Origin of the sequence: Paenibacillus sp. FA6 (assembly GCF_051550225.1) — a bacterium.
GTDB lineage: Bacteria > Bacillota > Bacilli > Paenibacillales > Paenibacillaceae > Paenibacillus_AQ.
In genome coordinates, this window is the sequence record NZ_CP188820.1 from 3,924,335 (window position 1) to 3,937,714 (window position 13,380).

Annotated in this window: 14 protein-coding genes; 3 read left to right on the forward strand and 11 right to left on the reverse strand. The window is 40.1% G+C overall.

What is annotated here, in order from left to right; all coding sequences use genetic code 11:
- Positions 1-10 precede the first annotated feature (10 nt).
- The 5 genes from ACP8HI_RS18145 to ACP8HI_RS18165 all read right to left on the reverse strand — a co-directional run bounded on the left by ACP8HI_RS18145 (position 11) and on the right by ACP8HI_RS18165 (position 3,559).
- On the reverse strand, positions 11-709 hold the full coding sequence (locus ACP8HI_RS18145) for a sugar transferase (RefSeq protein ID WP_438347585.1): 699 nt from the start codon (positions 707-709) through the stop codon (positions 11-13).
- Between the two features lie 188 nt (positions 710-897).
- A complete protein-coding gene (locus ACP8HI_RS18150) occupies positions 898-1,584 on the reverse strand; it encodes a CpsD/CapB family tyrosine-protein kinase (RefSeq protein ID WP_438351891.1) in 687 nt (228 codons plus the stop codon).
- Positions 1,565-2,323: a YveK family protein gene (locus tag ACP8HI_RS18155; protein ID WP_438347586.1), complete on the reverse strand. Its 759-nt coding sequence runs from the start codon at positions 2,321-2,323 to the stop codon at positions 1,565-1,567. Before ACP8HI_RS18155 ends, ACP8HI_RS18150 begins: the two co-directional genes overlap by 20 nt.
- Before the next feature lie 38 nt (positions 2,324-2,361).
- Positions 2,362-3,123 (reverse strand): tyrosine-protein phosphatase, encoded by a 762-nt coding sequence (locus tag ACP8HI_RS18160; protein WP_438347587.1) that lies wholly within the window; start codon positions 3,121-3,123, stop codon positions 2,362-2,364.
- Positions 3,124-3,214: 91 nt separating this feature from the next.
- Positions 3,215-3,559 carry a hypothetical protein gene (locus tag ACP8HI_RS18165; RefSeq protein ID WP_438347588.1) on the reverse strand — a complete coding sequence of 115 codons (345 nt, stop codon included), beginning with the start codon at positions 3,557-3,559 and terminating at the stop codon, positions 3,215-3,217.
- 282 nt (positions 3,560-3,841) lie between these two features.
- Here ACP8HI_RS18165 and ACP8HI_RS18170 point away from each other — a divergent pair, with 282 nt between their 5' ends.
- A complete protein-coding gene (locus ACP8HI_RS18170; protein WP_438347589.1) occupies positions 3,842-4,210 on the forward strand; it encodes a helix-turn-helix domain-containing protein in 369 nt (122 codons plus the stop codon).
- A 58-nt stretch (positions 4,211-4,268) separates the two neighbouring features.
- Here ACP8HI_RS18170 and ACP8HI_RS18175 read toward each other — a convergent pair whose 3' ends face one another.
- The 3 genes from ACP8HI_RS18175 to ACP8HI_RS18185 all read right to left on the reverse strand — a co-directional run bounded on the left by ACP8HI_RS18175 (position 4,269) and on the right by ACP8HI_RS18185 (position 7,746).
- Complete coding sequence (locus tag ACP8HI_RS18175; protein WP_438347590.1) at positions 4,269-4,421, reverse strand: hypothetical protein; 153 nt, start codon at positions 4,419-4,421, stop codon at positions 4,269-4,271.
- A gap of 245 nt (positions 4,422-4,666) precedes the next feature.
- On the reverse strand, positions 4,667-7,015 hold the full coding sequence (locus tag ACP8HI_RS18180; protein WP_438347591.1) for a YhgE/Pip family protein: 2,349 nt from the start codon (positions 7,013-7,015) through the stop codon (positions 4,667-4,669).
- Between the two features lie 152 nt (positions 7,016-7,167).
- Positions 7,168-7,746: a TetR/AcrR family transcriptional regulator gene (locus ACP8HI_RS18185; RefSeq protein ID WP_438347592.1), complete on the reverse strand. Its 579-nt coding sequence runs from the start codon at positions 7,744-7,746 to the stop codon at positions 7,168-7,170.
- Positions 7,747-8,069: 323 nt separating this feature from the next.
- Here ACP8HI_RS18185 and ACP8HI_RS18190 point away from each other — a divergent pair, with 323 nt between their 5' ends.
- The gene (locus ACP8HI_RS18190; RefSeq protein WP_438347593.1) at positions 8,070-9,233 is read left to right on the forward strand and encodes an MGDG synthase family glycosyltransferase; all 1,164 of its coding nucleotides are present in this window, start codon (positions 8,070-8,072) and stop codon (positions 9,231-9,233) included.
- Here ACP8HI_RS18190 and ACP8HI_RS18195 read toward each other — a convergent pair.
- On the reverse strand, positions 9,224-10,036 hold the full coding sequence (locus ACP8HI_RS18195) for a cell wall hydrolase (RefSeq protein WP_438347594.1): 813 nt from the start codon (positions 10,034-10,036) through the stop codon (positions 9,224-9,226). The two genes, ACP8HI_RS18190 and ACP8HI_RS18195, sit on opposite strands and share 10 nt — an antisense overlap.
- Positions 10,037-10,631: 595 nt before the next feature.
- On the opposite strand from ACP8HI_RS18195, the gene ACP8HI_RS18200 reads away from it, so the two are divergent.
- Entirely contained in the window at positions 10,632-11,603 is a 972-nt protein-coding gene (locus tag ACP8HI_RS18200; protein ID WP_438347595.1) for a D-2-hydroxyacid dehydrogenase, read from the forward strand.
- Here the strand turns inward: ACP8HI_RS18200 and ACP8HI_RS18205 are convergent.
- Positions 11,600-13,009, reverse strand: a complete 1,410-nt coding sequence (locus tag ACP8HI_RS18205) for a deoxyguanosinetriphosphate triphosphohydrolase family protein (RefSeq protein WP_438347596.1) — start codon at positions 13,007-13,009, stop codon at positions 11,600-11,602. The two genes, ACP8HI_RS18200 and ACP8HI_RS18205, sit on opposite strands and share 4 nt — an antisense overlap.
- Before the next feature lie 35 nt (positions 13,010-13,044).
- Complete coding sequence (locus ACP8HI_RS18210; RefSeq protein ID WP_438347597.1) at positions 13,045-13,347, reverse strand: hypothetical protein; 303 nt, start codon at positions 13,345-13,347, stop codon at positions 13,045-13,047.
- Positions 13,348-13,380 lie beyond the last annotated feature (33 nt).

The following is a 13,380-nucleotide window of genomic DNA, read 5'->3' on the forward strand; positions in this document are numbered from 1 at the left end:
TGAACTATCATTAGAAAGCATCCTTGGCTCCAAATAGCATTCTTATGGTTCTGAAAATAATCCCGAGATCATATGAAATACTTCTCTGATCTATATAGCGAATATCCAGTTCTACCATTCTCTCGAATCCAACACTATTTCTTCCACTCACCTGCCATAGACCCGTACAACCTGGTGTTACATGAAGCCTTTGCTTATCATATGAGGAATACTCTGCTACCTCTCTGACGAGTGGAGGTCTAGGACCAACCATACTCATTTCACCACGTAGAACATTCCATAATTGAGGAAATTCATCGATACTCGTTCTTCGAATGAACTTTCCTATTCTTGTAATACGAGGATCGTTCTTTATCTTAAACATAGCACCACTAACCTCATTGCGATGTAGCAATTCAACAAGCAGATCTTCAGCATTCGAGACCATGGATCGGAATTTAAACATATGAAATTCCTTCTCATTCTTGCCGACACGAATTTGATGAAAGAATACAGGTCCTTTGGGATCCTCTAATTTAATTAGTAACGCCACAATTGCAAATATAGGCGACAATAGGAGTAGGCCAAATATAGATCCCATCACATCCATTATTCTCTTCATGAATAGATATGGTTTATCCGAACCATGATGATTGGGCGCGACATGCGGATAGGATAAGTGCTTATCAATAAATACGTCAACTTCATTCCTTTGGGATGTTGGAATCATTTATACTCTCCTCTAGAGGGCATAGCGCCTCTTCCACGATATATGTACAATAGGGCATTCAACCCCTCCTCACTTCACACCCTTGACGATTCACGTCTAAGGTCCATGGACCCACAGTATGACCGAGTGCCTACAATGATAGAGGTATAGTAGGCATTTACCTGAGCTATATTACAAATATGTTCTGTTTATCTCTCACCATAATAATAGTAATAAGGATTCCTTTTGCCCGTGTTGATATTGTTCAAGACCACTCCGAGAAAACGTGAATGGACATGTTCTAAGTTAGCCTTTGCCTTTTTAACTAATTCCTTCTTTACTTTGCTCGAGTTTACGACGAGTATAATTCCATCACACAATGAACTCACAATTAATGCGTCGGTTACAGCTAGTACCGGTGGTGTATCAAATAAAATCACATCATACTGTTCTTTCATTTGTTCCAGGATCGTTTTCATTTTTAGCGATCCTAGCATTTCAGATGGATTGGGTGGGATCGGCCCAGACGTGATGACGTCCAAGTTCTCCACAAATGTATCTTTCACAACATCTTGAATCGAAGTTTGATTCGACAACACGCTCGTTAATCCTAAATGATTAGATATGGTAAATACCTTATGCAAGGAGGGTTTACGAAAATCTGCATCGATTAGTAGAACTCTCTTTCCTTCTTGTGCATAAGCTACCGCCAAATTACTAACTGTGGTTGTTTTACCTTCACCTGCCTGCGCAGATGCAACCATAATCGTACGAATCTGTTCATCAATAGCGGAATAAAGAATATTGGTACGAAGTGTTCTATAGGCCTCTGACACTGGAGATTTAGGGTCGATTGAGGTCACTAGATTATACTTCTCATGAATGGAGCGTGGCAGCATATTCGCCTTCACCTACCTTGGTTTGAGATTGAGATCTTGCCTTCTTATGAACTCGTATATCGTTCTTTTTTATCATAGTGATTAGTGCAAGTGTAGGCAGTCCCAACTCTTTAAGAATTTCAGCTTCATTCTTAAATGTGTCATCCATGTAATCTAATAGAATGACAAGGCCCATTGCGAGCATAAGGCCCATTATGAAACTGATCACCATACTTATAACTGGATTTATATTCACTGAGAATACTTCTTCATCTAATTTGGCCGAACTCAGAATCGTAACATTATCTACCTTCATAATTCCAGGAATTTGCTCCTTAAATACCTTGGCTACTGCATTAACCGTTGTAGCTGCAACTTCATAAGAGGGATCTTTGTAACTCAAAGTCATCACTTGTGATCCGTTTGTAGTTGAAATATTGATATCACTAGCCAACTCATTCGCTGTTTTGCCCAGATCAGGATAATTTGTTATGACCTTCTCCATGACTGTTGATGATTTAATGATATCTATATATGAATGAATGACCATAATATTCGTCTGGATCGTGCTATAATCCAATAATGCTCTACCTTCAAATTCATATGCCTGATTAACGATAAGCTTTGCATTGGCTTGATAGATAGGCTCTGTATAGAACATGCTCTTCACAGCTGAGAGTGTACATGCCACGACAACAATAGCGATGATGAGCCACATCTTTTTTCGAATAATACCGACATATTCCTTAAGTTCCATGAATCTTACCTCCTGAATTCACACTCCATCTTCTCGCATCAGAACCACATTAGCGGTCTTCTTTTTACCTTGTCTGTTCCTATAGTAACCATGGGACGATCCTCCAGAACGTGAAGGGCATTCAGTTTCAACCCTTCCACCACATCATCCCCGAATAGTTTGCCAATTCTATCGTATGATTTCTGCATCACGAAATTTCTTCGAACGACATCATGAGCATCTGATGAAATGAAATGTAACTGATTCTTCTTACATAAATGAAAACACCACTTTTGCACCCTTTTTCCAAAAAGACCCACGATTGAATGAGCTGTAATTTGAAATAGTACTCCTTGTTCCAACAATTCGTTCGTCACCTTGATCGAATTAACAACCTCACTGTTGCGTTCGGGATGTGCTAAAATTGGTATTATACCTTTTACCTTTAATTCGTGGAGAACGTCTTGCAAATTAGGAGGAACTTGTCTGGCGGGAAATTCCAACAACATATATCGACTGTTAGCGAGTGTGCATAAATTGCCTCTATAGAACTCATCGATCCATCCAGGATGAACATGTACTTCTTGCCCAGGCTCTACCCGAAGTGGAATTCGATGTTGCAGTAGCTCATGCTTAAACATATCAACCGCCTGCATCATGACTTCTGTAGGTGTGTTATACCTTCCATTAAGGTGATGAGGTGTCGCTATAAGTGTCGTTATTCCTTCTGCTACTGCTGCTCTAGCCAATCCAATCGCTTGTTCTAATTGTTGTGGACCATCATCAATACCAGGTAGAATGTGGCAGTGTATATCAATCATTTGTCTTCATCCTCAATATTGGGATCAGCCTAATCCATTTAGATTTGGTTGGGTATGAATGGCTTCTAAAATGAATGCACTTCGTAATGATTTATAGTAAAATAAACACATTCATATTATTTCTATGCATCTTGAATCTTTGTTTATGTTTAGAGGTCATGAAATAATCTAAATGAAGCAACATTTTTTTCAACATATTAGTATTATACAATTGGTATCCCTTGACGCTATTTATTAGCTTGACCCGATATTGAAATTGATGCTCATACATTCCTTTAGCTTCTATTTTCCCCAACAGCGTGACCTTAGAACTAGCGTTCTGTATATCGAATCCATACACTACATTAGATAACATTGGTAAATCCAAATCACTTAAGAAACATATCGTGTTATCGCCTAATTCCATTAAAAATATTGGACGTCGTTTACTGTTCACCTTATTTCCTCTTACTTCTCTGATGTACATATGCGCGTTAAGAGAAAGTTCGGCCCAATCATGTATATTGGGAGTCATATTTTCATTCCTTTTATTTAAATGTAGTCTTCATGATTCAATATAAGTAATTGGGGTAATATAGATACAGATACATATTGTATCCGACAAATCCAATTTACGATACAATATGTATCATGTCAAGTACTTAATTTAAATCTCTACTTTTTTCTGACCATTTAATAGCGCAACTAATACACTTAGATTGCAACAGGAGGGTAATTCATGAATCATGGGAATCGTATTGCAGAATTACGAGAGGCTCGAGGCTGGACACAAGATGAGCTCTCCCGTTCGATTGGTATTACAAGGGCTTCTCTCTCTCATTTCGAAAAAAGTCGGCGCAAGCCTGATTTTGAAATATTAACAAAACTCGCTGATGTATTCGAAGTTTCCGTTGATTATTTAATTGGGAGAACTAGTAATCACAACCTAGTTATGGAGGATGACGTACGTCACTTTGTAGATGATTTGGAACTTTCCGATGATAAGCTATTGGAGCGGTTTAACCTTACCATCGATGGACGCAGTCTTTCGGAGGATGAAGCTAAGCGATTTATCGCTTTTATACGTATGGAACGAACAATGAAGTAGCTTCCTCACTTTTACACAAATATGACTTAGACTCGCCGTAGACTCCAAAGTTAGTTCTTTAGAGTCTATTTTGTTCCTCGTTTATATAAGCTTTCCATCTTTCAGGGGCAATGTTACATTGCGCCATGATCTTTATAATGTCCATATTCTCTTTCTGCTGTATCTCCACATCAAACCGTGCTTCGGTTCCTAGTTCTTTATTTCCGTTCATTGATGATAACCTCGCTCTACTTTTCTTTGGCTAAGCTTGTTCATCCAAATTCAATCTTTCTTCCAACCTTACTTAATATATATATGTTTAACATTTCATATTATATATTAGCCTTTATTTATTTGTTGTCGTCTTGTGGATTTGTTTCAATCTTGTTTGCTTCTGTTTTTGTCGAAAAAAACATTTGCTTATAATTCATAAAAAAGGCACTCCGGAATCGGAGTGCCTTTGTAGGTTAATCTATATTAAGCCGTTAAGGTTTGTTCTTCTTTTACATTAAAAGACTGCGGTTTACGCATGAAATATAAGAATGTTGCAATCAGGAATATCCCACCGAATATACCCAAGATACCTATTTGGGACCACATCATTCCAACATCCCCCGTTGAGATAACAGCTTTATACCCTTGAACACTATATGTCATTGGGAACCACGGATTGAGAACTTTCAACCATCCCGGAATGAGTTCAACTGGGAACGTACCCGCACTTGTTGTAAGTTGTAGAATTAGAATGACAATGACTGCGAAACGTCCTGGTTGATCCAACCATGTCACAAATGCCTGAACTAAGAACATGAACGATAAGCTTGTAATTAGACTGAATAGGTAGAACATAGGTACGCTTTGTACTTCCAGCCCTAAACCATAAAGAACTAATGTTGAGGCTAACAGTGATTGAATTAATCCAATGCTACAAAAAGCTAACGTCCGGCTTACAAATCGATTAAGCCCTGATGCATTGGGTACATTAGATGTTCTAATTGGGATGACAATCGTTGTGATCAGTGCACCTACAAACAGCCCTAGTGATAGAAAGTACGGAGCAAATCCAGTACCGTAGTTAGGTACTTTGTTCACTTTTTCCTCTTGCACAATAACGGGCTTAGCGAACATACTGAATGTTTCCTCGGTCCCCTTAACTTCCCCCGTCGTATCGGCCGCATCATTTAACTTGGATGCAAGCTCATCTGAACCATCTTTCAATTTAACGAGGCCACTTTCCAAGTCTCCAGCACCCTCACTTAACTTCTGAGATCCATCCGCAAGGGTAACGACTCCATCTCCTAATTGACTCATACCACCAGCTAATGTCTCAGATCCGGTAGCTATCTTCTCTGCCCCTCCTGCCAATTGTTGGCTTCCTGAGACCGCATCACCCATCTTAGATCCGAATAATTTCAAACCGTCAACCAATTGGGTCTGCCCTGCATCTAATTGATTAACACCTTGTACAAGCTTCTGTTGTCCTTGATGTAATTCCGTACTTCCTTGGAGCAACTGCTGTGTTCCTTGATCCAATTGGCTAGCACCTGCATGAAGCTGTACTGCACCTGTGTGCAGTTGCGTTGCTCCCTGCACCAATTGTGCTTGTCCTTCATGCAATTGTGTTGCTCCTTGTACTAATTGTTGCTGTCCTTCGTGCACCTTATTACTGCCTTGTGCTACGGCCTGACTGGCTGCTATCAATTTCTGTACATCCGAGTTCTCAGCAAGCTGTGGATTAGAGTCTGCTAGTTGCTTAAGTCCTTGAGCTACACTAGCCGCGCCAGTTGCCACTTGTTCACTACCATCAACAGCATCTTGCAAGCCTTTCGATAGCTTAGCACTTCCATCTACGGAAGATTCAAGCCCGGTTTGTAATTGAGCCGATCCTTTAACCGTAGCTTGCAGCCCAACTTCCAATTGCGATGCTCCATTAGCAGATGATTGTAACCCTGCTGAAATTTTCGCACTACCCTCTTCAGAGGATTTCAGACCCGCTTGCAATTGGCTGGTCCCTGTATGAGCTTGAATGGCTCCACTCTCGAGTTGCTTCTGAGCTGCCATTAGTTGAACAAGACCATCTGCTAACGATAAAGATCCAGCCTGCAATTGTGTTGCCCCTTGCCCAAGATCATCGACACCTTTGGTAAGGGGCGTAATACCCTCCTGCAACTTCATTGTACCGTCAACCATTTTAACTAAATTATCTTTCAGTAAGATAGCTCCATCATCCAGCTTAATAGCTCCATCCGTTATTTCACTAGCTCCAGCACCAGCATCCTTGAAGCCAGTGGATACCGTTTCAATCTGATCAAATAATGTTTCTGTGTACACTTCCGTTACTTTCGCAGATACTTTCGCTCTAATCTGCTCTACTGCTGTTCCGCCAATCTGTCCTGCAAGAAAGTTATATCCTTCATTTGGCATAAATATAATTTCAGCAGGCTGTGGTTGATCATCCATTAACGTTGTAGCTTTAGAAGAGAAGTCTTCAGGAATGACAATCGTCATATAGTAGTGATTATTGTTCATGCCTTCTTCAGCTTCTTGCTTGGACACGAACTCCCATTTGAAGCCATCTGTCACTTTCAATTCCTCAATTAATTCTTCACCTATGTGAAGTGACTTACTTTCAAAGTTTGCCCCTATATCTGTATTAACTACAGCAACGGGTAGATCTTCCATTTTACTATAGGGATCCCAGAAAGCACCCAAGAACATTCCACTATACATCACTGGAACAAATAGGATCGCAATCATTGTAACCAGTACTTTGGGATTCTTAATAGCAGTTCCCATATCTTTAAAAAACACAGCTAATGACTTCATAATCAGTTTCTCTCCCCTAGGTCAAAATACGTTATGACTAACTTCCTCATCCGGTCATATATCGGCCAATAAAAACTTCTCTCCGAAATCGCGATGCTTACGTCTTTGTCTAATACATCGCTCCCAAAGGAAGTTTTTTTCTAACTATTTAATTATTGTACTGCCAATCCATCCGAAAGAAACAATCGAAAATAATGTTTAATCTGTTCTTTGCTCAATGGCTCATGATGCTTACTAATTTCTGTGGTTAGTGTAATATATAGCTTCTTTATTACAATCGACACAATTTTGGGATCACAAGGTTTAATTTCTCCACTATCTATAGCGGCCTGTAATTCACGTTCCAAATACTCCAAGATTACATTCTCCACTTTATCGAGGGCTTCTAACACTTGAGGTGTTCCGAAATCCCGTAACTCATGCGATAGTTTAATGAATAGCTCATGCTCTCTGCGGAACTCCAGTAAACCATCGAGAACTTTATACAAATTATCCAAGAATGACTTATCCCGACTAATCTCCCGATCTGGAATCTTCCTCATTTCGATAATGACTCCGTACAGAATCTCATCAAATAGTTCTTCCTTATTCGTAAAGAAATTGTATATCGTTCCTTTTCCTACATTGGCGATTTTAGCTACCTGCTCCATCGTTGTTGCCTTGTACCCGAAAGTTGCAAAGGATTGGGCCGCAGCAGTAAGCACTTGCTTACGACGATCCATCACAGCCATTTCATCTCTCCTTTCAAAATAGGTTGATATTATCAATAAATGACTATATTATATAACTAGTCATCCGGTCAGTCATTACTATAACATGCAGCTATTTAAATATCAATTTAAATTTAATGATACGATATGTATCTAAAAGAAGGAGACTTATGGCATAATAACAATGGAGCACTAAATTCCTCATCCCCAACTAAGGTCTAGGAATAAAAACCGTCTTAGGTCTGTTAATAAAAGATTGCATCTAACTTACAATAAACACATAATTAGTTATACTCATATTATCTGTAAGCATCATACTGAATAAGAAGGAAATGGGTGAATTCATGAGAAAAAAGAGAGTGCTCCTGTTATCAGAAGGTTTCGGAACAGGACATACACAAGCTGCTCATGCCTTGGCTAGCGGTATGAAGAAACTTCAACCCAATCTACAATGCAAGGTGATTGAACTTGGTAATTTTCTAAATCCTACGATCGGGCCATTGATATTATCTACTTACCGTAAAACGGTTTGTACATCGCCAGCCATCATAGGTTTACTTTATAGAAATAGATATGATAAATCATTGACTAGACTCACACAACTTGCTCTTCATCGTATTTTCTATACGCATGCCGCTCAAGTCATATCCCAGCTACAACCTGATGTCATTATATGCACCCATCCTATACCTAATAGTGTCATCTCAAGATTAAGACAGCAGGGAATGGATATCCCTCTGATCACCCTCATCACAGACTATGATGTGCATGGGACATGGATTAGCCCGGAAGTGAATCATTACTTAGCATCCTCACCTAGAGTCAGGAATCTGCTGCTTCAACGTGGTGTACAGTCTTATAAAATTCAAACAACAGGCATTCCAGTACATCCTGATTTCTGGGAGAGAGGGAATAAGGAACAATTGCGGAAGGAATTGAAGCTACAAAAAATGCCCACTGTGCTCATCATGGGCGGCGGATGGGGCCTCACACTGAAACCTGACTTATTACAACAGTTGGTTTCATGGGCGGACCGTATTCAACTTATTTTCTGCTTGGGTAGCAACATCAAGCTTGTTGAGAAAATGAAGGCTAATCCAATATTCCATCACCCTAACATCATCATTCTCGGATATACATGTCAGATTGACAAACTGATGGATGTATCCGACCTATTGATTACAAAGCCTGGCGGAATGACTTGTACAGAAGGACTAGCCAAAGGTATACCTATGCTGTTTTTCCAGGCCATTCCAGGGCAAGAAGAGCAAAATAGCCAATTTTTCGTAAATCGTGGGTTTGCTGAAACCATTCATTCTCCCCAAGTTGTCAACAAGTGGTTTCAACTGATGACGAATCAATACGAACAGATAGACACCCGCAGACAGCAGGTTAAGCATATTGAACCTTATCTACAGCCTCATTATTGCGCACAAACGGTCTTAGACCTCTTTAATGAGCAGCCACAAACTACAACTACATATTCAATAACTGGGTCCTATTTATAGAAGGAATGATTACCAATCGTTGCACTAAATGTACGCGTATGGTGAACTGTCAAATCTTCAGCTAACTTTAACGATAGGAAATAATAAGTGTCGTCACTTACTTCCTTACGTCCATTTAATGCTTCATTCACAGCATAAATAGTATCCTCAGAAGGCTTCACACGATCGAATCGACCATTAGCCACAGGACTGAATTGATATTTCTGATAAATCACCTTATAAATTGTATTGGGAAAATTGGCTGACCGTAGCCGATTCAAGACAACATTAGCAACTGCTACCTTGCCTTCGTACGGTTCACCTTCCGCTTCTGCCATCACGATTTTACGGAGCATTAGCAGTTCTTCATCGGTTACAGTGTATTGCAAAGTCGATTGTTCTTTCTCCTTCTGACTAAGCATCTGGGTCCGAGTAAAGAATAGTACCTTCGGGGGGACGAGCTGATGATTAACTTCGATTAATTGTTCCACATTTGCGTCTTGCTCCACCATTTCCTTATTTTTCAGAATATCCCTTTTATTCACAGAATTATTTATCGAGGAATGATCCACTACATCTTGCTCAATAATTGATAACTGTTGCTTCTTATTAATCAATGTATAAAAGGTTCCCTTATGTTCTATTGAGTAAGTTAACAAAGGTTTAAATTTATACTCCCCTGTCTCCTTAACTGTGACCTGCTTGTATATTCTCCCCTGGTTGTTCTCTTGTTCTTCCTGCAGCAAAAAACTTATCGCAGAAAAACACACTAATATCACACCAATTAACAGTGCAATCCAGCGATTATGTCTAATAATATTCATATAAACCTCCTAAAATTCCGGCACTCCCCTAATATGTAACCGAAAATATAGGTCTTATTAACCTTTCTAGCAATTTCCGAAACATGTTTGCGTACATTTATATTTACGTGTCAACGCGATATGGGGCCGGTATTTACACACTACCTTTGTGATTATACTCGTTTCAGTTCCAATGCTCAAGCTTTCTAGTTCTACCAACCCTATCAATAGCCTCCTACATTTGCTCACTGACATTAGATATCACTTCATAAAGTCCATTATACAAAGTGAGTGTAATCAAGGTTTTGGGCCATTTATACACCTTCTGACTCGTACGTTTATTTCGAGTAATATTAGACTCTTTTTTATTTTTTAAAATATAAGAAAGTAGAAGTTTCACTCGATACTCTGTTCCTTATATTTCCACTGAACCGGGTGCCTTAAAGTGATATGAAGTATCGCTAGCATCGGAAGCATAATCTCTCTATGAAAAAAAACGGCATAGCCGCTTCTGCTTCTACTTGTCTATTCGATTTAATTTGTGTTGAATCGATAATTTAGATACAATCATGATTAATATCGAGACCATCCGATCTATACTTAGGAGGACATCATCGTGAAACGAATCATTAGTCTATATCCATTATCAGCCGATCATCTACAGCAAATCTATCATATTGCTCCAAATTATACCGTTACAATAGGAAAAGCAAATCTATTGGATCCTGAAGTTCTTCTAGAAGCCGAAGTTTTGTTAGGCTGGTCTAACAAATTTGAACAGAATGTTCTACACGAAGACAGCTCACTAAAGTGGATCCAATCTTGGTCAGCTGGTGTGGACAAGATGCCTCTCGACCTATTCTCTGAACAAGATATCCTTTTAACAACTGCCAGTGGAGTTCATTCTATTCCTATTGCAGAGTCTATCTTCGCCATGATGCTAGCCTTCTCCCGCGGTATCCAACAATCTATTCAGAATCAACAAGCAAATCTATGGAATCCAAAAATAGCATCAGGTGGATCAGGAACACTATCAGAACTACATGATAAGACCATCGTTATCGTCGGCGTCGGTGAGATTGGGAGTAAGACTGCGCAGATCGCAAAGGCTTTCGGTATGAATGTACTGGGCGTGCGACGTTCCGGCAAGTCCTCCCCTTACGTGGATACCATGTTTACCATGGTCAATTTGCACGAAGCATTAAACCAAAGTGATTACATCATCAATATTCTGCCCCTGACCGAGGAGACTAGGCATATTTTTGATACAGCCGCTTTTACCGCCTGTAAACGTGGGACTTGCTTCATCAATGTGGGTCGAGGTCCTACCGTCGATACGACGGCTCTGTTGGGAGCACTAGAAGAGGGTACTATTGGTTACGCGGGACTGGATGTTTTTGAAGAAGAGCCTTTGCCAGCAGATCATCCACTCTGGAAAATGAATCAAGTCATTATTACACCGCATATATCCGGAAACACTGAGCATTACGACGAACGCGTCTTTGATATCTTTATAGAGAATTTAAAGGCTTATATAGAAGGTCAAGGATTGCCACGAAATTTGGTCAATTATACTTTGAAATATTAATCCAAGTCATAGATCGAACCGACCTTAAGCCCATATAATTCATTATATATTTTCTCTGCAAAAGCATCCGTCATCCCTGCAATATAATCAATTACCATATGCTCCCATGTCCAGATTGGATCATCCTTCAACTGATCTCGCTCATAACGCTGTAGCCAGTCTGACGGAATGATCGATTTGGACACTTCAGGATCTAAGAAGGCATCCCAAAGTCGCTTAATGATCCATTCGCTTCTTTTTTGCAGACGCTGTACTCGTAAATCCTTAATCATCGTTACCCATGCAAAGCTCTTCAGCACACTTACTGTACGCAGCATATCCTCGTTCTCTGCATTGTCTTTCACGAACGTGACCTTTTTCCAACTCCCATCCGAGATCACACCCAGATTACTCACGAATAGACTTACCCAATATGCTTTCACTTCACGTCTTGTACGAGAGTAATCATTCTCACAAATCGGCATCTTCTCTTTCCATACTTGTAAAAAGGAGGATAATACTTCTTCTACTTTCGGCTGGATTTGCTCGTTCTTCCACCCATCCCAGAAGGCATCCTCAAGCGTCATAATCTTCTCTACAATTAATCGAATAATGGATGGATCACATAAAAAGTACTCATGGACTACTATTTTTCCTGCCTTGATTCCATCCTCTAGATCATGTGCTGAATAGGCAATGTCGTCGCATAAATCCATTAGTTGAGCTTCCAGCGTCATCTTATGACCTGGAATTCCCCAATCTTGGCGTATCTGTGAAATATACTCCCACTCGTGTTTATAAAGCCCCTTCTTGAGCTCAGTCCCTGGATATGGATATTTGTTAATGCCCAGTAATACAGCATCCGATAAATTCAGACCATCCATGTTCTCCCTTTTCTCCAGGAACATAATTAATCTGAAATTATGCGCATTTCCCTCGAAATGTTCATACTTGTCCCTTAGACCACTTCGGATTTTCATAAGATGCTCTGGTGAGCAGTATCTTCCTTTAGTAGCCATCTTAAGCTTCTCTTCTATGAAACGCTCGAGGATACCATCTAGCACTTCTTCCCCTTTATGTCCAAATGGCGGATGTCCAAAGTCATGGGCGATAGACGCGCATTCTACCACTTCGGGATCGATAACAAGTCCTGGATTATTCGCCATTTCGATAGTCACCTCGGGATAAGTGCGCACTAGACTCTTCGATGCTTCACGGGCAATTTGCGCCACTTCCAGCGAATGAGTCAAGCGTGTCCGATAGTAATCTCCCGTTCCCGCTCCGAACACCTGGGATTTACCTTGAAGCCGGCGAAACGTTGGAGAATGTATGAGTCTTGAATAATCTCGTTCATAGGTTGCGCGAGAGGCGTCTAATTTTGTCTGTTCGGGATATTGTCGATGTTCTCTTTTCTCTTTAAGTGTCATAGTTGTCTCTCCTTAATGCTTCATCCGGTTAATTACTAATGACGCTTATTTCTTCTTTTACTTCGAGATAATGATATTCCACCAAACCCACTAATAATAGCAATGTAGAATCCAAAGTCGTAGCACCAGCCGCTGTTGTATATTTCATATATGCGAATATCATCCTTGAAGATTCCAATAATTAATGAGATCGGTGCAATCCAGCCATGCCATACCCCCCAGAAGAATCCTGCTGGATGATCAACGGTGACCTTCCCATCTCCAGGAACACATCCTGTCAAAGACATTATAGTAAGTATCGCTAACCCCATAAGTAGTATGACCTTCTTGTTCTTCACTTTAGTCACCTCCGAAATAAATGGCAATTCATT

Bases quoted from the DNA above. Each gene is read 5' to 3' on its own strand.
- ACP8HI_RS18145 (WP_438347585.1), bottom strand. From the start codon at position 709: ATGATTCCAACATCCCAAAGGAATGAAGTTGACGTATTTATTGATAAG.
- ACP8HI_RS18175 (WP_438347590.1), bottom strand. From the start codon at position 4,421: ATGAACGGAAATAAAGAACTAGGAACCGAAGCACGGTTTGATGTGGAG.
- ACP8HI_RS18185 (WP_438347592.1), bottom strand. From the start codon at position 7,746: ATGGCTGTGATGGATCGTCGTAAGCAAGTGCTTACTGCTGCGGCCCAA.
- ACP8HI_RS18170 (WP_438347589.1), top strand. From the start codon at position 3,842: ATGAATCATGGGAATCGTATTGCAGAATTACGAGAGGCTCGAGGCTGG.
- ACP8HI_RS18205 (WP_438347596.1), bottom strand. From the start codon at position 13,009: ATGACACTTAAAGAGAAAAGAGAACATCGACAATATCCCGAACAGACA.
- ACP8HI_RS18190 (WP_438347593.1), top strand. From the start codon at position 8,070: ATGAGAAAAAAGAGAGTGCTCCTGTTATCAGAAGGTTTCGGAACAGGA.
- ACP8HI_RS18180 (WP_438347591.1), bottom strand. From the start codon at position 7,015: ATGAAGTCATTAGCTGTGTTTTTTAAAGATATGGGAACTGCTATTAAG.
- ACP8HI_RS18195 (WP_438347594.1), bottom strand. From the start codon at position 10,036: ATGAATATTATTAGACATAATCGCTGGATTGCACTGTTAATTGGTGTG.
- ACP8HI_RS18160 (WP_438347587.1), bottom strand. From the start codon at position 3,123: ATGATTGATATACACTGCCACATTCTACCTGGTATTGATGATGGTCCA.
- ACP8HI_RS18155 (WP_438347586.1), bottom strand. From the start codon at position 2,323: ATGGAACTTAAGGAATATGTCGGTATTATTCGAAAAAAGATGTGGCTC.